Annotated in this window: 17 protein-coding genes; 14 read left to right on the top strand and 3 right to left on the bottom strand. The window is 63.6% G+C overall.

Going from position 1 to position 21,794, the window contains the following annotated elements; genetic code table 11:
* Positions 1-276 precede the first annotated feature (276 nt).
* The 4 genes from map to KI243_RS06335 all read left to right on the top strand — a co-directional run bounded on the left by map (position 277) and on the right by KI243_RS06335 (position 6,829).
* On the top strand, positions 277-1,059 hold the full coding sequence (map, locus tag KI243_RS06350; protein ID WP_177107327.1) for a type I methionyl aminopeptidase: 783 nt from the start codon (positions 277-279) through the stop codon (positions 1,057-1,059).
* 21 nt (positions 1,060-1,080) lie between these two features.
* Positions 1,081-3,777, top strand: a complete 2,697-nt coding sequence (locus tag KI243_RS06345; protein WP_017127117.1) for a [protein-PII] uridylyltransferase — start codon at positions 1,081-1,083, stop codon at positions 3,775-3,777.
* A 124-nt stretch (positions 3,778-3,901) separates the two neighbouring features.
* Positions 3,902-5,101 carry a succinyldiaminopimelate transaminase gene (dapC, locus tag KI243_RS06340; RefSeq protein WP_212810623.1) on the top strand — a complete coding sequence of 400 codons (1,200 nt, stop codon included), beginning with the start codon at positions 3,902-3,904 and terminating at the stop codon, positions 5,099-5,101.
* An 81-nt stretch (positions 5,102-5,182) separates the two neighbouring features.
* Positions 5,183-6,829, top strand: a complete 1,647-nt coding sequence (locus KI243_RS06335) for a Na+/H+ antiporter (protein WP_177107328.1) — start codon at positions 5,183-5,185, stop codon at positions 6,827-6,829.
* A gap of 73 nt (positions 6,830-6,902) precedes the next feature.
* On the opposite strand, the gene KI243_RS06330 is transcribed toward KI243_RS06335, so the two are convergent.
* Positions 6,903-7,877: an alpha/beta hydrolase gene (locus tag KI243_RS06330; protein WP_177107329.1), complete on the bottom strand. Its 975-nt coding sequence runs from the start codon at positions 7,875-7,877 to the stop codon at positions 6,903-6,905.
* A 453-nt stretch (positions 7,878-8,330) separates the two neighbouring features.
* On the opposite strand from KI243_RS06330, the gene KI243_RS06325 reads away from it, so the two are divergent.
* From KI243_RS06325 to KI243_RS06310, 4 genes are all read left to right on the top strand, one after another.
* Entirely contained in the window at positions 8,331-8,639 is a 309-nt protein-coding gene (locus KI243_RS06325) for an arsenate reductase (protein ID WP_218169588.1), read from the top strand.
* A gap of 45 nt (positions 8,640-8,684) precedes the next feature.
* Positions 8,685-9,719, top strand: coding sequence for a 2,3,4,5-tetrahydropyridine-2,6-dicarboxylate N-succinyltransferase (dapD, locus tag KI243_RS06320; RefSeq protein WP_177107330.1), 1,035 nt, complete (start codon positions 8,685-8,687; stop codon positions 9,717-9,719).
* 77 nt (positions 9,720-9,796) lie between these two features.
* The gene (locus tag KI243_RS06315; RefSeq protein ID WP_177107331.1) at positions 9,797-11,002 is read left to right on the top strand and encodes a cysteine desulfurase; all 1,206 of its coding nucleotides are present in this window, start codon (positions 9,797-9,799) and stop codon (positions 11,000-11,002) included.
* The gene (locus KI243_RS06310; protein ID WP_017127111.1) at positions 10,999-11,406 is read left to right on the top strand and encodes a SufE family protein; all 408 of its coding nucleotides are present in this window, start codon (positions 10,999-11,001) and stop codon (positions 11,404-11,406) included. Before KI243_RS06315 ends, KI243_RS06310 begins: the two co-directional genes overlap by 4 nt.
* An 87-nt stretch (positions 11,407-11,493) precedes the next feature.
* Here the strand turns inward: KI243_RS06310 and tcdA are convergent, their stop codons facing one another.
* Positions 11,494-12,303 (bottom strand): tRNA cyclic N6-threonylcarbamoyladenosine(37) synthase TcdA, encoded by an 810-nt coding sequence (gene tcdA, locus KI243_RS06305; protein WP_177107332.1) that lies wholly within the window; start codon positions 12,301-12,303, stop codon positions 11,494-11,496.
* A 277-nt stretch (positions 12,304-12,580) separates the two neighbouring features.
* On the opposite strand from tcdA, the gene KI243_RS06300 reads away from it, so the two are divergent.
* The 4 genes from KI243_RS06300 (at position 12,581) to KI243_RS06285 (ending at position 17,815) form a co-directional block, all read left to right on the top strand.
* A complete protein-coding gene (locus tag KI243_RS06300) occupies positions 12,581-15,172 on the top strand; it encodes a glycosyltransferase (protein ID WP_212810622.1) in 2,592 nt (863 codons plus the stop codon).
* A 220-nt stretch (positions 15,173-15,392) separates the two neighbouring features.
* The gene (gene dapE, locus KI243_RS06295) at positions 15,393-16,544 is read left to right on the top strand and encodes a succinyl-diaminopimelate desuccinylase (RefSeq protein WP_212811178.1); all 1,152 of its coding nucleotides are present in this window, start codon (positions 15,393-15,395) and stop codon (positions 16,542-16,544) included.
* Complete coding sequence (locus KI243_RS06290; protein ID WP_212810621.1) at positions 16,544-17,353, top strand: putative RNA methyltransferase; 810 nt, start codon at positions 16,544-16,546, stop codon at positions 17,351-17,353. Before dapE ends, KI243_RS06290 begins: the two co-directional genes overlap by 1 nt.
* Before the next feature lie 84 nt (positions 17,354-17,437).
* Positions 17,438-17,815 carry a hypothetical protein gene (locus tag KI243_RS06285; protein ID WP_017127106.1) on the top strand — a complete coding sequence of 126 codons (378 nt, stop codon included), beginning with the start codon at positions 17,438-17,440 and terminating at the stop codon, positions 17,813-17,815.
* Positions 17,816-18,001: 186 nt separating this feature from the next.
* Here the strand turns inward: KI243_RS06285 and KI243_RS06280 are convergent, their stop codons facing one another.
* A complete protein-coding gene (locus KI243_RS06280) occupies positions 18,002-18,211 on the bottom strand; it encodes a cold-shock protein (RefSeq protein WP_017127105.1) in 210 nt (69 codons plus the stop codon).
* A 270-nt stretch (positions 18,212-18,481) separates the two neighbouring features.
* Here KI243_RS06280 and plsB point away from each other — a divergent pair, with 270 nt between their 5' ends.
* Both plsB and KI243_RS06270 read left to right on the top strand, forming a co-directional pair.
* On the top strand, positions 18,482-20,980 hold the full coding sequence (gene plsB, locus KI243_RS06275; protein WP_017127104.1) for a glycerol-3-phosphate 1-O-acyltransferase PlsB: 2,499 nt from the start codon (positions 18,482-18,484) through the stop codon (positions 20,978-20,980).
* 122 nt (positions 20,981-21,102) lie between these two features.
* Positions 21,103-21,723, top strand: coding sequence for a hypothetical protein (locus KI243_RS06270; RefSeq protein WP_017127103.1), 621 nt, complete (start codon positions 21,103-21,105; stop codon positions 21,721-21,723).
* The last annotated feature ends 71 nt before the right edge of the window (positions 21,724-21,794 follow it).

The raw sequence follows: 21,794 nt of genomic DNA, 5'->3' as shown, positions 1-21,794 counted from the left end.
ATCCCCGGAAAGCGGCGCATTTTATACCACAAGGAGGACAAAAACGGAACCCGGATTCGCATTTCCCGCCACGGGCTTTTGCGCGACCCTTGGTTTCGCGCCAGAATGCCCCATCGTTTATAGAGAGAAGCGATGCCCGGACGTCATGATTTACCCCGTCCGTCTGTTAGAATCGCATTTTTCAAGGTTTCGAAACGCACCACTCCATGACCGGATGTTGCCGCCTTCGACCTTTTTCCGTGTTTATCAGCGCCACCGAGCGCATAGAGAGCCTGTATGACCGTCACCCTCAAAACTCCCGAGGACATCGCAAAAATGCGCGTCGCCGGCAAGCTGGCCGCCGATGTACTGGAAATGATCGGTGAATACGTCAAGCCCGGCGTCACCACCGAGGAGCTGGACCGCATCTGCCACGACTATATCGTCAACGTGCAGCAGGCCATTCCCGCGCCCCTCAACTACAAGGGCTTCCCGAAGTCGATCTGCACCTCGGTCAACCACGTGGTCTGCCATGGCATCCCCGGCGACAAGCCGCTCAAGGATGGCGACACCGTGAACATCGACGTGACCGTGATCAAGGACGGCTACCACGGCGATACCAGCAAGATGTTCCATGTCGGCAACGTGCCGGTCTGGGCCGAGCGCCTGTCCCTGGTCACCCAGGAATGCATGTACAAGGCGATCGAGATCGTCAAGCCCGGCTGCCGCCTGGGCGATATCGGCGAAATCATCCAGAAGCACGCCGAGAAGAACGGTTTCTCCGTGGTGCGCGAGTTCTGCGGCCACGGCATCGGCAAGGTGTTCCACGAAGAGCCGCAGATCCTGCACTACGGCCGTGCCGGCACCGGCATGGAACTGAAGGCCGGCATGACCTTCACCATCGAGCCGATGATCAACCAGGGCAAGGCCGACACCAAGGTGCTGGGCGACGGCTGGACCGCCATCACCAAGGACCGCAAGCTCTCGGCCCAGTGGGAGCACACCCTGCTGGTCACCGAAACCGGCTACGAGATCTTCACCCTGCGCAGCGATGACACCATCCCACGCGTCTCAGCCTGATTCCCGAAGGAAAACCAATCGATGCCGCAGGTGGATCCCGAACTCTTCGACCGCGGCCAGTTCCAGGCGGAACTGGCCCTGAAGGCCAGCCCCATAGCGGCATTCAAGAAAGCCATCCGTCAGGCCCACGAAGTCCTCGACGCGCGCTTTCGCAGTGGCCGCGACATCCGCCGGTTGATCGAAGACCGCGCCTGGTTCGTCGACAACATCCTGCAAAAGGCCTGGGACCAGTTCGACTGGAGCGAAGATGCCGATATCGCCCTGGTGGCGGTCGGCGGCTACGGTCGCGGTGAACTGCACCCCTACTCGGACATCGACCTGCTGATCCTGCTGGACAGCGCCGACCACGAGATCTTTCGCGATTCCATCGAGCGTTTCCTGACCCTGCTCTGGGATATTGGCCTGGAGGTCGGCCAGAGCGTTCGCTCGATCGACGAATGTGCCGAAGAGGCCCGCGCCGACCTGACCGTCATCACCAACCTGATGGAAAGCCGTACCATCGCCGGGCCCGAGCGCCTGCGCCTGCGCATGCTCGACGTCACCAGCACCGCCCACATGTGGCCGAGCAAGGACTTCTTCCTGGCCAAGCGCGCCGAGCAGAAGGCCCGTCACCACAAGTACAACGACACCGAATACAACCTGGAACCCAACGTCAAGGGCTCGCCCGGCGGCCTGCGGGATATCCAGACGATTCTCTGGGTCGCCCGCCGCCAGTACGGCACCCTGAACCTGCGTGCCCTGGCCGGCGAAGGCTTCCTCGTGGAAAGCGAAAACGCCCTGCTGGCCTCGTCCCAGGAGTTTCTCTGGAAGGTCCGCTACGCCCTGCACATGCTCGCCGGGCGCGCCGAGGACCGCCTGCTGTTCGACCACCAGCGCACCATCGCCGGGCTGCTGGGCTTCCAGGGCGACGACGCCAAGCAGGCCATCGAAAACTTCATGCAACAGTACTACCGGGTGGTCATGAGCATTGCCCAGCTCAGCGACCTGATCATCCAGCACTTCGAAGAGGTCATCCTCGCCCCGGAAGACGAAGCGCCGCCGCAACCGCTGAACTCGCGCTTCCAACTGCACGACGGTTACATCGAGGCGACCCACCCGAACGTCTTCAAGCGGACGCCGTTCGCCATGCTGGAAATCTTCGTGCTGATGGCCCAGCAGCCGGAAATCAAGGGCGTGCGCGCCGACACCATCCGCCTGCTGCGCGAACACCGGCACCTGATCGACGACGACTTCCGCAACGATATCCGCAACACCAGCCTGTTCATCGAGCTGTTCAAGTGCAAGATCGGTATCCACCGCAACCTGCGCCGGATGAACCGCTACGGCATCCTCGGCCGCTACCTGCCGGAGTTCGGCGATATCGTCGGGCAGATGCAACACGACCTGTTCCACATCTATACGGTCGATGCGCACACCCTGAACCTGATCAAGCACCTGCGAAAACTGCAGTACACCCAGGTCTCCGAGAAATTCCCGCTGGCCGCCAAGCTGATGGCCAAGCTGCCCAAGCCCGAGCTGATCTACATGGCCGGGCTCTATCACGACATCGGCAAGGGCCGCCATGGCGACCACTCGGAACTCGGCGCGGTCGACGCCGAGGCCTTCTGCAAGCGCCATCAGCTACCGGCCTGGGACAGCCGCCTGATCGTCTGGCTGGTGCAGAACCATCTGGTGATGTCCACCACGGCCCAGCGCAAGGATCTCTCCGACCCGCAGGTGATCCACGACTTCGCGCAGATCGTCGGCGACCACGTGTACCTGGACTATCTCTATGTCCTGACCGTGGCCGATATCAACGCGACCAACCCGAGCCTCTGGAACTCCTGGCGTGCCAGCCTGCTGCGCCAGCTCTACACCGAGACCAAGCGCGCGTTGCGTCGTGGCCTGGAAAACCCGGTGGACCGCGAAGAACAGATTCGCCAGACCCAGAGCGCCGCCCTGGATATCCTGGTGCGCGCCGGCACCGACCCGGACGATGTCGAGCAGCTCTGGTCGCAACTGGGCGATGACTATTTCCTGCGCCACACCGCTGGCGACGTGGCCTGGCACAGCGACGCGATCCTCCAGCAACCGGCCGATGGCGGCCCGCTGGTACTGATCAAGGAAACCACCCAGCGCGAATTCGAAGGCGGCACGCAGATCTTCATCTATGCCCCGGACCAGCATGATTTCTTTGCGGTGACCGTGGCCGCGATGGACCAGCTCAACCTGAACATCCACGATGCCCGGGTCATCACGTCCAGCAGCCAGTTCACCCTCGACACCTACATCGTGCTGGACAACGACGGTGGTGCCATCGGCGACAATCCGAAGCGGGTCAAGCAGATCCGCGACGGCCTGACCGACGCCCTGCGCAACCCCGACGACTACCCGACGATCATCCAGCGCCGGGTACCGCGCCAGCTCAAGCACTTCGCCTTTGCCCCGCAGGTGACCATCCATAACGATGCCCAGCGCCCGGTGACCGTGCTCGAACTCAGCGCCCCGGACCGCCCCGGCCTGCTGGCGCGGATCGGCAAGATCTTCCTGGAATTCGACCTGTCGCTGCAGAACGCCAAGATCGCCACCCTTGGTGAACGGGTGGAGGACGTGTTCTTCATCACCGATGCGCACAACCAGCCCCTGTCCGACCCGCAACTGTGCAGCCGTCTGCAGGACGCCATCGTCGAACAACTGAGCGTCAACTCCGAACCGAGTATCGAGCGCCTGAGTATTTGAATGAATGCTTCCCGTGGGAGCGGGCTTGCCCGCGAAGAACGCTGACGCGCCAGACCTGAAAAAACGCGGTGCTCCCTTCGCGGGCAAGCCCGCTCCCGCAACAACCGAATTGAACGAGATGTCCATGAACAACGCGTTGAACCAGTTGCAGCCCTACCCGTTCGAGAAACTCCGCGCCCTGCTGGGCAGCGTCAAGCCCGATGCGGACAAGCGCCCGATCGCGCTGTCCATCGGCGAGCCGAAACACCGTTCGCCGAGCTTTGTCGCCGAAGCCCTGGCGGCCAACCTGGAACAAATGGCGGTGTACCCGACCACCCTGGGCATTCCCGCCCTGCGCGAGGCGATCGCGGCCTGGTGCGAACGGCGCTTCAACGTGCCCGACGGCTGGCTCGACCCGGCGCGCAACGTCCTGCCGGTCAATGGTACCCGCGAAGCCCTGTTCGCCTTTACCCAGACCGTCGTCAACCGTGGCGCTGACGCCCTGGTGGTCAGCCCGAACCCGTTCTACCAGATCTACGAAGGCGCGGCCTTCCTCGCCGGTGCCCAGCCGCACTACCTGCCGTGCCTCGACGAAAATGGCTTCAACCCGGATTTCGACGCCGTACCGGCCGAAATCTGGCAACGCTGCCAGATTCTGTTCCTCTGCTCGCCGGGCAACCCGACCGGCGCGCTGATCCCCGTGGACACCCTGAAAAAGCTGATCGCCCTGGCCGACGAACACGACTTCGTGATTGCCGCCGACGAGTGCTACAGCGAGCTGTACTTCGATGAACAGACCCCGCCGCCCGGCCTGCTCAGCGCCTGCGTCGAACTGGGCCGCAAGGACTTCAAGCGCTGCGTGGTGTTCCACAGCCTGTCCAAGCGCTCGAACCTGCCAGGCCTGCGTTCGGGCTTCGTGGCCGGCGATGCGGAGATCCTCAAGGGCTTCCTGCTGTACCGCACCTACCACGGTTGCGCGATGCCGGTGCAGACCCAACTGGCCAGCGTGGCCGCCTGGAACGATGAAGTGCATGTGCGCGCCAACCGTGCGCTGTACCGGGAGAAATTCGACGCGGTGCTGGAAATCCTCGCGCCGGTGCTGGACGTCCAGCGTCCGGACGGCGGCTTCTACCTGTGGCCGAATGTGCAGGGTGACGACGCCGAGTTCTGCCGCGACCTGTTCGCCGAGGAACATGTGACCGTGGTGCCGGGCTCCTACCTGTCCCGCGAGGTCGATGGCGTCAATCCGGGTGCCGGCCGCGTGCGCATGGCACTGGTGGCACCGCTCGCCGAATGCGTCGAAGCCGCCGAACGGATCCGGGCGTTTATCCAGCGTCGCAAGTAACCTAACAGGAGTCGGCTCGCCAGTGATGGCGAGCCGGGGCCGATGGCCCGATACGCTCCTGATCGATCGAGAAGCCGCCTTATGCAAACCGCCTACACCGTCCTCATTCTATTGATGCTGGTGGGCGTTTCGCGTTTGCTGGCACGGGTGATCCCACTCCCCCTGCCACTGGTGCAGATCGCCGCGGGTGCCGTGCTGGCCTGGCCGACGCTGGGCCTGCATGTAGCCCTGGACCCGGAATTGTTTCTCTTCCTGTTCCTGCCACCACTGCTGTTCTCCGACGGCTGGCGCATGCCCAAGCGCGAGTTCTGGCGCCTGAAGGGACCGATCCTGACCCTGGCCGTGGGGCTGGTGCTGTTCACCGTGGTGGGCGCCGGCTACTTCATCCATTGGCTGTTGCCGGCTATCCCGCTGCCGGTGGCCTTTGCCCTGGCCGCGGTGTTGTCGCCGACGGATGCCGTGGCGGTCTCCGCGATCTCCCAGAACCGCCTGCCCACGCCCTTGATGCATATGCTGCAAGGCGAGGCGTTGATGAATGACGCGTCGGGCCTGGTGACCTTCAAGTTTGCCCTGGCAGCGGCCGTGACCGGGGTGTTCTCCCTGACCAATGCCAGCCTGACGTTCCTGCTGGTGGCCGTGGGCGGCTTGGCGATCGGCGTGGTCCTGAGCTGGCTGGTGGGACGGCTGCGGGCCTGGATGATCGCCCGGGGCTGGGACGATCCGGCGACCCACGTGGTGTTCATGCTGCTGTTGCCGTTTGCCGCCTATGTCCTGGCCGAACGCCTCGGTGTCTCGGGCATCCTCTCAGCGGTCGCGGCGGGGATGATGCAGAGCTGGCTCGACCTGCTGCCGCGCCAGACCAGTACCCGCCTGCTCAATCGCAGTGTCTGGTCGCTGCTGGAATTCGCCTTCAACGGCCTGATCTTCCTGCTGTTGGGCCTGCAACTGCCGGATATCGTCAAGGCGGTCGCCAGTCATGAAGCCTCGTTGTGGCCAACCCTCCTGTATCGCTGCCTGGATGTGCTGGCGATTTTCCTGGTGTTGCTGGTGCTGCGCTTTGTCTGGGTGCAGAGCATCTGGCGCCTGTCGGTACTGGTACGGCGCTGGCGCGGCAAGAGTGAGCTGACCTCGATGCCCAAGGCGCGATCCTGCTGGCTCCTGACGGTGGGGGGCGTACGCGGGGCGGTGACACTGGCGGGCGTGATGTCGGTGCCGTTGCTGATGGCGCCGGGGGCGGATTTTCCCGAACGGGACCTGCTGATCTTCATCGCTGCCGGGGTGATCCTGCTGTCGTTGGTGGCGGCGTGTGTCGCCTTGCCGATTCTGCTCCGGGATATTGCGAAAAGCCCCGACGATGCGCGGCGCCATGAAGTTCGCGAAGCCTGGCGGCGCACCGCCGAGGCGGCGATCCGCGCGCTGGAAGTCGAGGATGCGGTCGAGGCGGCCGGTTCCCAGGATGCGGCCCAGGCCTCGCTGGCGGCCGAGTTGAAAGCACGGATCATGTCCGAGTACCGGCATCAGCTGGAGGTGTTCAATGATTCCGATGAGGCCCAGGCACTGGCGTTCCAGATGGATCTGCTGGAGCGGCGCCTGCGCCTGAAGGCATTGCGCGCGCAAAGGCTGGAGCTGTACAGCCTGAGGCGTCATCACCAGATTGGTGACGACGCCTTGCGCGAGGTGCTGGGGGAACTGGATTTGAGCGAGGCGAATCTGGGACAGGTGAAGTAGGGCCAGGAAGCATTGGCTTGGAGGCTCCTGCAAGTCTGTGCAGGGCTGCTTCACCCACCTTGGCAGCGGTTCTTCATTTCCCCGGTGCCTTGAGGTTCTTGTCGAGAAAGTGCTCGACCAGTGTCGCAATCTCCCCGGGCTGTTCATCCAGGGCAAAGTGCCCGGCTTCCAGCACATGCACTTCGGCTCCGGGCAGGTCACGACGATAGGCTTCGGCTTCGGCGACATCGAAAGAAGGGTCGTATTTGCCCCATGCCACCAGCGTCGGCGGCTGATGCGCCCTGAGCCAGGCCTGCCACTTCGGATAGCTGGCCACGTTGGTACGGTAGTCGTAGAACAGGTCGCTCTGGATGTCAGCCTGACCGGGCTGGTTGAGGAAGTTGAACTCATCCGTCCACAGATCCGGGTTGAAACCCTCGACATGCGGGTTGGCGCCGACATGCCGTTGCCGGGTCGTCGCCAGCGAGAAAAAACTGGCCCGCAACCCTGCTTCATTCTTGCTCCGGTCGGCCCAGAACTCGCGACGCTTCTGCCACAACGGCCCCAGCCCGTCCTCATGGGACACCGCGTTCTGAACGATCAGGGCCTGGAGGCGTTCGGGGTGGGCGACGGCCATCCTCATGCCGACAGGACCACCGTAATCCTGCACATACAGGGCGTAGTGATTCAGGCCCAGGGCCTCGGTGAAATGCTGCATCACACTGGCGAGGTGATCGAAGGTGTAGGCAAACGCCTTGGGATCGGGGGCGTCGCTATGGCCGAACCCCGGGTAATCCGGCGCCACCAGATGGTAATGCCGCGCCAACCGCGACAGCAAAGGCTCATACATGCGCGAAGAACTGGGGAAGCCGTGAAGCAGCAACAGCGTCGGCGCATCTGGCCGACCGGCCTCACGATAGAAAATGCTCAGGCCATCGACCTGGATACTGCGGTAGGCCACAGACAGCTGTTGCGTCGGCTGACCCGCCGGTTCGGCGGCCTGGGCCGCCACGCTATCGGCCATGCCCAATGCACAGGCCAATACACAGGCCAGGGGTAATCTGATCATCGGAGTACTCCACTCAGGAAAACAAGAAGGCTTGGCTGTCGGCGCATGACATCGACGAGCATCCCGATCGTTCAGGCTGACTTTCTCCGATTGGCAGGGCTCATACGCCAGTCGCATCACCTTACTTATGTGGCCTTTCGCGATAAATGCACAGCCAAGCACTTGAATTGATACCTGACGTAATAAATACAGATACCCATTCCTTTAAAACGTATCGAGAGCAGGAACTTGCCGTCGAAGTGCCACATTAGCCACTTAAGCTGCCGCCCGGGCGCCGCGCCAGCATCGCCGGCCGCGGGGGAAGATGTAACCGCACACGACTAGGGCACCTAAGCGGCCCGGTCATGGCATAATCTTCAACCTTTCATCCCTGGCATCTCCAAAGGGGAGGCAATTGCTGTGACCGCTTCGAGCAAAACGTTGCACCTTTTCGGAATCAAGGCCTGTGACACCATGAAGAAAGCCCGCACGTGGCTGGAAGAGCACGCGGTGCCCTATGATTTCCATGATTACAAGACCGCCGGCATCGACCGTGAACACCTGACCCAGTGGTGCGACGAGCACGGCTGGGAAGTGGTGCTGAACCGCGCCGGCACCACCTTTCGCAAACTCGACGACGAACGCAAAGCCGATCTCGACCAGGCGAAAGCGATCGAGCTGATGCTCGCTCAACCCTCGATGATCAAGCGCCCGGTGCTCGATCTCGGCAACCGAACCCTGATTGGCTTCAAGCCAGAAAGCTATGCGGCGGCCCTCAACTGAGCCAGAGCGCTCAAGGCCCCCACTCATTTTGCAAGAGGTAACTGCATGTCCACTACTCTGTTCAGCCTGGGCTTCGGTGTTGGTACCCAGAATCGTCAAGGTGCCTGGCTGGAAGTGTTCTACGCACAGCCACTGATCCAGCCATCCGCCGAACTGGTCGCCGCCATCGCGCCCGTACTGGGCTACACCGGCGGCAACCAGGCCATCGGCTTCAGCACCGCCCAGGCCTCGCAACTGGCCGAAGCCCTCAAGGGTGTCGACGCCGCCCAGGCCGCCCTGCTGACCCGCCTGGCCGAAAGCCACAAGCCGCTGGTCGCCACCCTGCTGGCCGAAGACGCGCAACTGAGTTCCACCCCCGAGGCCTACCTCAAGCTGCACCTGCTGTCCCACCGCCTGGTCAAGCCACACGGCCTGAGCCTGGCCGGCGTGTTCCCGCTGCTGCCGAACGTGGCCTGGACCAGCCAGGGCGCGATCGACCTGTCGGAGCTGGCCGAGCACCAGCTGGAAGCCCGCCTGCGTGGCGAGTTGCTGGAAGTGTTCTCGGTGGACAAGTTCCCGAAAATGACCGACTACGTGGTGCCCAACGGCGTGCGTATCGCTGATGCCTCGCGTATCCGTCTGGGCGCCTATATCGGCGAAGGCACGACCGTGATGCACGAAGGTTTCGTCAACTTCAACGCCGGCACCGAAGGCCCGGGCATGATCGAAGGCCGCGTATCGGCGGGCGTGTTCGTCGGCAAGGGCTCGGACCTGGGCGGCGGCTGCTCGACCATGGGCACCCTGTCCGGTGGCGGCAATATCGTGATCAAGGTCGGCGAAGGCTGCCTGATCGGCGCCAACGCCGGTATCGGTATCCCGTTGGGCGACCGCAATACCGTGGAGTCGGGCCTGTACGTCACCGCCGGCACCAAAGTCGCGCTGCTCGACGAGAACAACCAGCTGGTCAAGGTGGTCAAGGCCCGCGACCTGGCCGGCCAGCCGGACCTGCTGTTCCGTCGCAATTCGGAAACCGGCGCGGTGGAATGCAAGACTCACAAGTCGGCCATCGAGCTGAACGAAGCCTTGCACGCGCACAACTGATTGCAGGCTGTGGGAGCCGGCTTGCCGGCTCCCACGGTTCGTGTGACCCCCGCCCATGCTCACCAGGGCCGAACACCATGTTGATTCCCTCTCCCTGGCGTGCCGATTTCCCGGCCATCGCCGCCCTGCAACGGCAGGACCAGACCTATCTGGACAGCGCCGCCACCACCCAGAAGCCCCAGGCCCTGCTCGATGCCCTGACGCACTACTACGCCAATGGCGCAGCCAACGTGCACCGGGCCCAGCACCTGCCCGGCGCCCATGCGACCCAGGCCTTCGAAGACAGCCGGATCAAGGTCGGCCAATGGCTGAACATCGGCGACAGCGGGCAAGTGATCTTCACCCACGGCGCCACTTCGGCGCTGAACCTCCTCGCCTATGGCCTGGAACACCTTTTTCAAGCGGGCGACGAGCTGGTTGTCAGCGCCCTGGAACACCACGCCAACCTGCTGCCCTGGCAGCAACTGGCACAACGCCGCGGCCTCAAGCTGATCATCCTGCCGATCAATGAGGCCGGCCTGATCGATATCGACAAGGCGCTCGGCCTGATCGGTGAACGCACCCGGCTGCTGGCCGTCAGCCAGCTGTCCAATGTGCTCGGTGCCTGGCAACCATTGCCGCCGTTGTTGGCGCGGGCCAAGGCCTGTGGTGCCCTGACGGTGGTCGACGGCGCCCAGGGCGTCGTGCACGGCCGCCATGACATGCAGGCGCTGGGTTGCGACTTCTACGTGTTCTCCAGCCACAAACTGTACGGTCCTGATGGACTGGGCGTGCTCTACGGCCGCGATGAGGCACTGCATCAGCTGCGCCACTGGCAGTTCGGCGGTGAGATGGTCCAGGATGCCGACTACCAGCACGCCAGCTTCCGCTCCGCGCCGCTGGGTTTCGAGGCCGGGACGCCACCGATTGCCAGTGTGATCGGACTGGGAGCGAGCCTCGACTACCTCGCGGGCCTGGACCAGGCTGCCGTGTTCGCCCACGAAGCGGCGCTGCACGCCCATCTGCTGCAAGGCCTGAACGTGCGCAAGGGCATTCGCCTGCTCGGCGAGCCGCAACTGGCACTGGTCAGCTTTGTCGTCGAAGGCGTGCATAACGCCGACCTTGCCCATCTGCTGACCGAACAGGGCATTGCCGTCCGGGCCGGCCATCACTGTGCGATGCCCTTGATGAAACAGCTCGGTCTGGCCGGAGCGATCCGCGTATCCCTGGCGCTGTACAACGATTCCGATGATCTCGAGCGCTTTTTCGAAGCGCTGGACCAGGCCCTGGACCTGTTGCGATGAGTTTGCCGAACGAAGCACGGGGCGCCCTCGAGAGCTTCCAGGGAGCGGCGGGCTGGGAGCAGCGCGCGCGCCTGCTGATGCAATGGGGCGAACGCCTGCCACCGCTGGGCGACGCCGAGAAGATCGAGGCCAATCGCGTACACGGCTGTGAAAGCCAGGTCTGGTTGACCGGCCTGTTGCAGGACGGCTGCTGGCGGTTTGTCGCCGGCAGCGACGCGCGGATGATCCGCGGCCTGGTGGCATTGCTGCTGGTACGGGTCAACGGCTTGACCGCCGAAGAGCTGCAAGGCGTCGACCTGCCGGACTGGTTCAACCAGTTGGGGCTTTCCCGGCAACTGTCGCCGTCGCGCAGCAACGGCCTGAACGCCGTGCTGCAGCGGATGCGCGAATTGACCCGCGCCTGAACCACCGATCGTCCCCACGCTCGGTGTCACGACAGCGGACGCAGAGCGTCCAGAGAGGCGTTCCCACGCAAGGCGTGGGAACGATCATCAGGTGGTCTTTACCCGGTCCGACGGCCGCCGCATCCCCGCCACGATCTTGTCCACTGCCTTGGTGGCCGCCACCATGCCGAAGGTCGCGGTGACCATCATCACCGCGCCGAAACCACCGGCGCAGTCCAGCTTCACGCCATCGCCGACAAAACTCTTCTGCAGGCAGATACTGCCGTCCGGCTTCGGATAACGCAGCTGTTCGGTGGAAAACACGCAGGGCACGCTGTAATGGCGGGTCACCGTACGGGAGAAGCCGTAGTCGCGGCGCAGGGTCGAGCGCACCTTGGACGCCAGCGGATCGTTGAAGGTGCGGTTCAGATCGCAGACCTGGATCAGCGTCGGATCGATCTGCCCACCGGCGCCGCCGGTGGTGATGATCTGGATCTTGCGGCGCTTGCACCAGGCAATCAAAGCCGCCTTGGCATTGACGCTGTCGATGCAGTCGATCACGCAGTCGATATCCGGCGTGATGTACTCGGCCATGGTGTCGCGGGTGACGAAATCCGTCACCGCATGCACACGGCAATCCGGGTTGATGCCCTTGAGACGCTCGGCCATGACCTCGACCTTGGCCCGGCCCACGGTGCTGTCCAGGGCGTGCAACTGGCGATTGCTGTTGCTGACGCAGACATCGTCCAGGTCGAACAGGGAAATCTCGCCCACGCCGCAACGGGCAATCGCTTCCGCCGCCCAGGAGCCGACCCCGCCCACACCGACGATGGCCACATGCGCGGCCTTCAGCCGCTCCAGCCCTTCAATGCCATACAACCGGGCAACGCCGGCAAACCGTGGATCTTCTGCACTCATGACCAATAACCCGAAAAATCGGCGCGCATTATAGGGCCGTTCGCAGGTTACAGGCACCTTCAGGCTACGAATGGCGGCAGCCTGAGTGAAAATGACAACATATTCACAAGAAACGAGCTACAAAGACTCAAGAAAGAACTTAAACGAACTGTCATTGCCAAAGCTCAGCCGCCCTCCACTTTGCTGTGCGTTCAGCGAACTGCACGTGTAGGATGCGCGCCGCGCTGTTTACCGTTCCAGTACAAGCCCCTAGCCCCTTTGGGAACCCGAAATATCTATGTCATCGCGTAAATTTGGACTCAATCTGGTGGTGGTGCTGGCAATCGCCGCGCTGTTCACCGGTTTCTGGGCGTTGATCAACCGTCCGGTATCGGCCCCCGACTGGCCTGAACACATTTCCGGCTTCTCCTACTCGCCTTTCCAGCAGGGCCAGTTCCCGCAGAAAGACCAGTTCCCGACCGACGATGATATGCGTCGCGACCTGGAGATCATCAGCAAGCTGACCGACAACATCCGTATCTACTCGGTCGACGGCACGCTGCAGGATATTCCCAAACTGGCCGAGGAATTCGGCCTGCGGGTAACCCTGGGTATCTGGATCAGTCCGGACCAGGAGCGCAACGAACGGGAAATCACCCGCGCCATCGAACTCGCCAATACCTCGCGTAGCGTGGTTCGCGTGGTGGTGGGCAACGAGGCGATCTTCCGCAAGGAGATCACCGCCAAGGAACTGGGTGTGCTGCTCGACCGCGTACGCGCCGCCGTCAAGGTGCCGGTCACCACCTCCGAGCAGTGGCACATCTGGGAACACAACCCGGAACTGGCCAAGCATGTCGACCTGATCGCCGCGCACATCCTGCCGTACTGGGAATTCATCCCGATGGAGAAGTCGGGCCAGTACGTGCTGGACCGGGCCCGCGAACTCAAGCGCATGTTCCCGAAAAAGCCCCTGCTGCTGTCGGAAGTCGGCTGGCCGAGCAACGGCCGCATGCGCGGCGGTGCCGATGCCACCCAGGCTGACCAGGCGATCTACCTGCGCACGCTGGTGAACAAACTCAACCGCCAGGGCTTCAACTACTTCGTGATCGAGGCCTTCGACCAGCCGTGGAAGGCCAGCGACGAAGGTTCCGTGGGCGCCTACTGGGGCGTGTACAACGCGGCCCGCCAGCAGAAATTCAACTTCGAGGGCCCGGTCGTCGCCATTCCGCAATGGCGGGTACTGGCCATCGGCTCGGTGGTCCTGGCGATGCTGTCCCTGGCCATGCTGCTGATCGACGGCTCGGCCCTGCGCCAGCGCGGCCGGACCTTCCTGACCTTTATCGCCTTCCTTTGCGGTTCGGTGCTGGTATGGATCGGCTACGACTACAGCCAGCAATACAGCACCTGGTTCAGCCTGACGGTGGGCTTCCTGCTCGCCCTCGGCGCGCTGGGGGTATTCATCGTCCTGCTGACCGAGGCCCACGAACTGGCCGAGGCGGTCTGGACCCACAAGCGCCGGCGTGAATTCCTCCCGGTGGAAGGCGATTCGCACTACCGCCCGAAAGTCTCGATCCATGTGCCGTGCTACAACGAGCCGCCGGAAATGGTCAAGCAGACCCTCGACGCCCTGGCAGCCCTCGACTATCCGGACTATGAAGTCCTGATCATCGACAACAACACCAAGGACCCGGCGGTCTGGGAACCGGTGCAGGCCTACTGCGAAACCCTCGGCCCGCGCTTCCGCTTCTTCCACGTCGCACCGCTGGCCGGCTTCAAGGGTGGCGCGCTGAACTACCTGATCCCGCACACCGCCAAGGATGCCGAAGTGATCGCGGTGATCGACTCGGACTACTGCGTCGACCGCAACTGGCTCAAGCACATGGTGCCGCACTTCGCCGATCCGAAGATCGCCATCGTGCAATCGCCACAGGACTACCGCGACCAGAACGAGAGCACCTTCAAGAAGCTCTGCTACTCGGAATACAAGGGCTTCTTCCATATCGGCATGGTCACGCGCAACGACCGTGACGCGATCATCCAGCACGGCACCATGACCATGACCCGGCGCTCGGTGCTGGAAGAGCTGGGCTGGGCCGACTGGTGCATCTGCGAAGATGCCGAGCTGGGCCTGCGGGTATTCGAGAAAGGCCTGTCGGCGGCTTACCACCACCACAGCTACGGCAAGGGGCTGATGCCGGATACCTTCATCGACTTCAAGAAACAGCGTTTCCGCTGGGCCTACGGAGCGATCCAGATCATCAAGCGGCACACCGCCAGCCTGCTGCGCGGCAAGGACACCGAGCTGACCCGTGGCCAGCGCTATCACTTCCTCGCGGGCTGGTTGCCGTGGGTCGCCGATGGCATGAACATCTTCTTCACCTTCGGTGCCCTGCTCTGGTCCTCGGCGATGATCATCGTGCCGCAGCGGGTCGACCCGCCGCTGCTGATTTTCGCGATCCCGCCGCTGGCGCTGTTCGTGTTCAAGGTCGGCAAGATCCTGTTCCTCTACCGTCGCGCGGTCGGGGTCAACATGAAGGATGCCTTCGCCGCGGCGCTGGCCGGCCTGGCGTTGTCGCACACCATTGCCAAGGCGGTGCTGTACGGCTTCTTCACCAGCAGCATCCCGTTCTTCCGCACGCCGAAGAACGCCGACAACCACGGCTTGTGGGTAGCGATCTCGGAAGCCCGGGAAGAGCTGTTCATCATGCTGCTGTTGTGGGGCGCGGCGCTGGGGATCTTCCTGGTGCAAGGCCTGCCGAGCAACGACATGCGTTTCTGGGTGACCATGCTGCTGGTGCAGTCGCTGCCGTACCTGGCCGCACTGGTCATGGCGTTTGTCTCCTCGCTGCCCAAACCGGTGGAAACGCCGGAACAGGTACCGGCCGCATAAACGCGATGCAATGCACTAAACGGCGGCCTCTGGTCGCCGTTTTGCTTTAAGATATCCGCCATTTTCCGCGCCTTGGTCGAGCACGATTCCACGGCCAGACCCGATGACTGTAGGAACATGGCTTGCCCGCGAAGCTTTTGGCGCCCTCAAGGACGCTTTCGCGGGCCAGCCACGCTCCTACAAGTATTACCCGACCTTGCCCCAGCATCCGGAGTTTCCCATGACGGCCCACGCCGACCTTTCGCCGACCCTGCAACTTGCCTGTGATCTGATCCGCCGTCCGTCGCTGACGCCGATCGACGCCGACTGCCAGAAGCTGATGATGCAGCGCCTGGGCGATGCCGGTTTCAAGCTGGAGCCGATGCGGATCGAAGATGTGGATAACTTCTGGGCCACCCATGGCCGTCACGAAGGCCCGGTGCTGTGTTTCGCCGGTCACACCGACGTGGTCCCCACCGGCCCGCTCCAGGCCTGGCAGAACGATCCCTTCGATGCACTGATCGACGAACACGGCATGCTCTGCGGGCGCGGCGCCGCCGACATGAAGGGCAGCCTCGCGGCGATGCTGGTGGCGGCCGAGCGCTTTGTCACCGACTACCCGGACCACAAGGGTTCCGTGGCGTTCCTGATCACCAGCGATGAAGAAGGTCCGGCCCATCACGGCACCAAGGCCGTGGTCGAACGCCTGGCCGCCCGCCAGGAGCGCCTGGACTGGTGCATCGTCGGCGAGCCGTCGAGCACCTCGCTGGTCGGCGACGTGGTGAAGAACGGCCGCCGTGGTTCCCTCGGCGCCAAGCTCACCGTACGCGGCGTGCAAGGCCATGTGGCCTACCCGCACCTGGCCAAGAACCCGATCCATCTGGCCGCCGCGGCCCTGGCCGAACTGGCCGCCGAGCACTGGGACAACGGCAATGCGTTTTTCCCGCCGACCAGCTTCCAGATCTCCAACGTCAACTCGGGCACCGGCGCGACCAACGTCATCCCCGGCGAACTGACCGCACTGTTCAACTTCCGCTTCTCCACCGAGTCGACCGTCGAAGGCCTGCAGCAGCGGGTCGCGGCGATCCTCGACAAGCACGAACTGGACTGGCACGTGGACTGGGCGTTGTCCGGCCTGCCGTTCCTGACCGAACCGGGTGCGCTGCTCGACGCGGTATCGGCCAGCATCAAGGCCATCACCGGCCGCGAGACCCAGGCCTCCACCAGCGGCGGCACCTCCGACGGACGCTTCATCGCCACCCTCGGTACCCAGGTGGTGGAACTGGGCCCGGTCAACGCGACCATTCACCAGGTCAACGAGCGGGTCCTGGCCAGCGACCTCGATGTGCTGACCGAAATCTACTACCAGACCCTGATCAAGTTGCTCGCCTGATGCTCACCTGCCCTCTCTGCAGCGCCCCGCTGAGCGCGGTCGACAACGGCGTGGCCTGCCCGGTCGGGCACCGTTTCGACCGCGCCCGCCAGGGTTACCTGAACCTGCTGCCGGTGCAGCACAAGAACAGCCGTGACCCGGGCGACAACCAGGCGATGGTCGAGGCCCGGCGTGACTTCCTCAATGCCGGGCACTACGCCCCGGTGGCCAGGCGCCTGGCCGAACTGGCAGCCGAGCGGGCGCCGCGGCGCTGGGTCGATATCGGCTGTGGCGAGGGTTACTACACCGCGCAGATCGCCGAGGCACTGCCCACCGCCGACGGTTATGCCCTGGACATTTCCCGCGAGGCCGTCAAGCGTGCCTGCCGACGCAATCCACGGCTGACCTGGTTGATCGCCAGCATGGCGCGGATTCCGCTGGCGGATGCCAGTTGCCAGTTCCTCACCAGTGTCTTCAGCCCGCTGGACTGGCAGGAAGCCCGGCGCCTGCTCAGCCCCGGTGGCGGCCTGATGAAGGTCGGACCGACCAGCGGTCACCTGATGGAACTGCGCGAGCGGCTCTACGACGAAGTGCGTGAATACACCGACGACAAGCACCTGGCACTGGTGCCGCAGGGCATGACGCTGCAACACAGCGAAGTGCTGGAGTTCAAGCTGAGCCTGGCCAGTCCCCTGGACCGTGCCAACCTGCTGGCCATGACCCCGCACGGATGGCGTGCCAGCGCCGAACGCCGCGCCCTGGTGATCGAACAGGCCGAGCCGTTCGAGGTCAGCGTGTCGATGCGCTACGATTACTTCGTTCTGCAATAACCCCTACAACACACTTCGCCAACCCGGGTTGGCGAGCGACCGAATCCGCGAATGGATTTTTCAGCAGCCGCAGCGAGGACATCCATGCGCCAGCCCGATATCGAGATTTACCTGAAAGACGCTGACGTCGACCACAAGGCCATTGCCGCCTGGCTCGGCGCAGCGCTCGGCCCCTGCACCGAATGGAGCCAGAAGGGCCAGACCTGGAAATGCAAGGCGGGCGGCGTGCCGGTGACCTGGCTGCCCAAGGCCGTGGGCAAGTGGAACAGCCTGTACCTGGAAAGCGACCAGACGCCGTGGGACGACGACATCGCCTGCGCCCGCGCCGCCTTTGCCGCGCTGGACGTCGAAGTGCGCTGCGCGCCGGGGAGCTGGGTCGAGGAAGAAGGCGAGGAAAGCGCCGATCGCTGGATCCGCATCAGCGCCGATGGCGAAGAAGAGATCACCTGGCGTACGGCGTGACCCTCACCGGGAACTTGCCCGGGCCAGCATCACAACCGGGGCCTGACGGCACTTGCGGCGAAACACCGAACTTGTGGGAGCTGGCTTGCCAGCGAAGGCGTCCGCAAGCTCGATGCCGGACTCAAGGGCCAATCGCCGGCAAGCCGGCGCCTGCATGACCGCGCTGGCCGTCACTGCACGCAGGTATTACAGGCCGACCACATCCTCGGCCTGCAAGCCCTTCTGGCCTTCCACCACCGCGTACTCGACCTGCTGCCCCTCAGCCAGGGAGCGGTGGCCTTCACCACGAATCGCGCGGTAGTGCACGAACACATCCGCCCCGTCTTCGCGCTGGATGAAGCCGTAGCCCTTGGCATCGTTGAACCACTTCACATTGCCTGTCTCGCGAGTTGCCATGAATCCGTACTCCGTCTTTTTATTATCGAATGAACCCCGCTCGTAGGGTTCTCCAAGCCTGATCGCCAGAACTTCACGTGACGCGCATGGGTCATACCGCTCATGGCGAACATCCGAGTATAAGACAGCCCGGAAAACTCTCAATCAATATTACCGGGTCGCCTTTTTGCCGATTTTCGGCAGATGCGGCACACTACCAGTCCCGAGCAAACGCTCGGTCCAATTCACCTGGTTCAGCCACCTGAAGCAGCCACCTTAAGCAGAAGCCGTATGACCCGCTCCCCGTTCCGCCGTCTTGTGTTTGGCACCCTGCGCCGCCTCCTGTACCTGTGGGTGCGCTCGGAGACGATCAACCAGTCGTCCCTGACCCTCAACCTCGACCGCAGCCGCCCGGTGTTCTACGTCCTGCAATCGCCGTCGCTGACCGACCTGGCCGTGGTCGACCGCGAATGCACCAAGGCCGGCCTGCCGCGCCCGGTACTGCCGGTGTCGGTGGGCCCCCTGATGGAGCCGGCGGCCTTTTTCTACCTGACCCCGGAGCCGGACTGGCTGGGCCGCCAGGACAAGCGTGGCGCGCCACCGACCTTGACCCGCCTGGTCGACACCCTGAGCCGGGACGCCGTCGAAGATGCCCAGATCATCCCGGTCAGCGTGTTCTGGGGGCAGTCGCCGGACAGCGAGTCGAGCCCGTGGAAACTGCTGTTCGCCGATAGCTGGGCGGTCACCGGTCGCCTGCGCCGGCTGCTGAGCATCCTGATTCTCGGGCGCAAGACCCGCGTGCAGTTCTCCGCGCCGATCCGCCTGCGCGAACTGGTGGAGCACAACAAGGGCCACGAACGCACCGTGCGCATGGCCCAGCGCATCCTGCGGGTACACTTTCGCAACCTCAAGACCGCAGTCATCGGGCCCGACCTGTCCCACCGGCGCAACCTGGTCAAGGGCCTGGTCAACGAGCCACTGGTGCGCCAGGCGATCCTCGAAGAAGCCGAACGCGAGAACATCTCCGTGGAAAAGGCCAAGGAACAGGCCCTGCGCTACGGCAACGAAATCGCCTCGGACTACACCTACACCGCGATCCGCTTCCTCGAAGTGGTGCTGAGCTGGTTCTGGAACAAGATCTACGACGGCATCAGGGTCAACCATATCGAAGGCGTGCAAGCCGTGGCCCAGGGTCACGAGGTGATCTACGTACCCTGCCACCGCAGCCACATCGATTACCTGCTGCTGTCCTACCTGCTGTTTCGCAACGGCCTGACCCCGCCGCACATCGCCGCCGGGATCAACCTCAACATGCCGGTGATCGGCAGCCTGCTGCGCCGTGGCGGCGCGTTCTTCATGCGCCGCACGTTCAAGGGCAACCCGCTCTACACCTCGGTGTTCAACGAATACCTGCATACCCTGTTCACCAAGGGTTTCCCGGTGGAGTACTTCGTCGAGGGCGGACGCTCGCGGACCGGACGCATGCTGCAACCGAAGACCGGGATGCTGGCGATCACCCTGCGCAGCTTCCTGCGCTCCTCGCGCATGCCGATCGTCTTCGTCCCGGTCTACATCGGCTACGAGCGGGTGCTGGAAGGTCGTACCTATCTCGGTGAGTTGCGCGGGGCGAGCAAGAAAAAGGAATCGATCTTCGATATCTTCAAGGTCATCGGCGCCCTCAAGCAGCGCTTCGGCCAGGTGGCGGTCAACTTCGGCGAACCGATCAAGCTCGCCGAATTCCTCGACCAGGAACAACCGGACTGGCGGACCCAGGAACTGGGTCCGCAGTTCAAGCCGGCATGGCTGAACGCGACCACCAACCGCCTCGGCGAGCGCGTGGCCCGCCACCTCAACGAAGCCGCCGCGATCAACCCGGTGAACCTGGTGGCCCTGGCCCTGCTGTCCACCAGCCGCCTGGCCCTGGACGACCGCGCCATGGCCCGGGTCCTCGATCTCTACCTGGCCTTGCTGCGCCGCGTGCCCTATTCGCCGCACACCACCCTGCCACAAGGTGACGGTCGCGCGCTGATCCAGCATGTCAAGGATATGGACCTGCTCTCCGAACAGAGCGATGCCCTGGGCAAGATCCTCTACCTGGACGAGCAGAACGCCGTCCTGATGACCTACTATCGCAACAACGTCCTGCATATCTTCGCCCTGCCGGCCCTGCTGGCGAGTTTCTTCCAGAGCTCGTCACGCATGAGCCGCGAGCTGATCCTGCGTTATACCCGGGCGTTGTACCCGTACCTGCAATCGGAACTGTTCATTCGCTGGTCCCTCGACGAACTCGACGCCGTGATCGACCAGTGGCTCGAAGCCTTTGTCGAACAGGGCCTGCTGCGTTTCGAGAACGAGGTCTACCTGCGTCCGGCGCCCAGCTCGCGGCATTTCGTCCTGCTGACGCTGCTGTCGAAAAGCATTGCCCAGACCCTGCAACGCTTCTACATGGCGATCTCGCTGCTGCTCAACAGCGGCCAGAACAGCATCAGCGCCGAAGAACTGGAAGACCTGTGCACGGTCATGGCCCAGCGCCTGTCGATCCTGCACGGGCTCAACGCCCCGGAGTTCTTCGACAAGAGCCTGTTCCGACACTTTATCCAGACCCTGCTCGACCTCGGCGTCCTGCGCCGGGACGAAGCCGGCAAGCTGGGCCATCACGAACTGCTCGGCGAACTGGCGGAAGGCGCGGCCAAGCGGGTGTTGCCCGCGGAGATCCGCCTGTCGATCCGCCAGGTGGCGCTGCACCGCAACGAGGATGCCGCCGATCAGCCGGCCAGCGTCGGAGAATAGGCGACCTCATGACAGACGGTTCGGCAAAGAAGCACGGATGTTTCCTTGCCGGATTTACCCCGCCGACGCTCGTATAGACTGAACCTTGCGTTGCTTTTGACGCGTTCGATAAGGATATCGAGATGACTGCAAAAAATGTCGTGACCGCTGTTTTCCACTTCCCGCCGGACTACTCGATCCCGGCCCAGGCAGAGACCCGGATCATCCTGCGCAACCGTTGCACGGGCACGGTCCTGGGCACCTGGACCGCCGCCCGGCTGCCCACCCAGTCGCCATGGCGCTTCACTTTCGAACTGCCCCAGGATCTCAGGTACAACTGCAAGATCGAGATCGAGTTCGACATGAGCGTGGCCGGCGTCTCGCAACTGGCCGATCTCAAGTACAGCTTCCGCTGGCGCAAGGACAACCAGGAAGAAAGCTTCCACCTGAGCCCGCCCGGCTACCTCTACCTGAGCGCCGCGCTGGTGCCGCTGATCGGCACGGAGGAAAACACCCTGGCGACCCTGAGGCTGGTGGCCCTGACGGAGCCCGGCCTCCCGCCTTACGTGCTCAGCGAGGAAATCACCCTGCTCAAGGGCTCGATCCCCCGCTACCTGCGGTATGACCCGCTCAAGGTCAAGCCCGGCCAGGCCTACGAGACCCGCGGCACCTTCGGCAGCCGGCGCAAATTCACCCTGAAACCCATCCCCAGGACCGTCGTGCTGCTGAAGGAAAAACCCCAGCCGCTGACGCTGAGCGCCTGATTCGAAGAGACAGGAGCCGTCGGGCGCTGGCGTTTGGCGGCAAATCCGTTAGATTCTCCTGAGTACCGGGT

The organism is Pseudomonas sp. Ost2 (assembly GCF_018326065.1).
In the GTDB taxonomy this organism is placed as follows: domain Bacteria; phylum Pseudomonadota; class Gammaproteobacteria; order Pseudomonadales; family Pseudomonadaceae; genus Aquipseudomonas; species Aquipseudomonas gingeri.
Note: the sequence above shows the minus strand (reverse complement) of the source record. Positions and strands in the feature narration are given on the sequence as shown.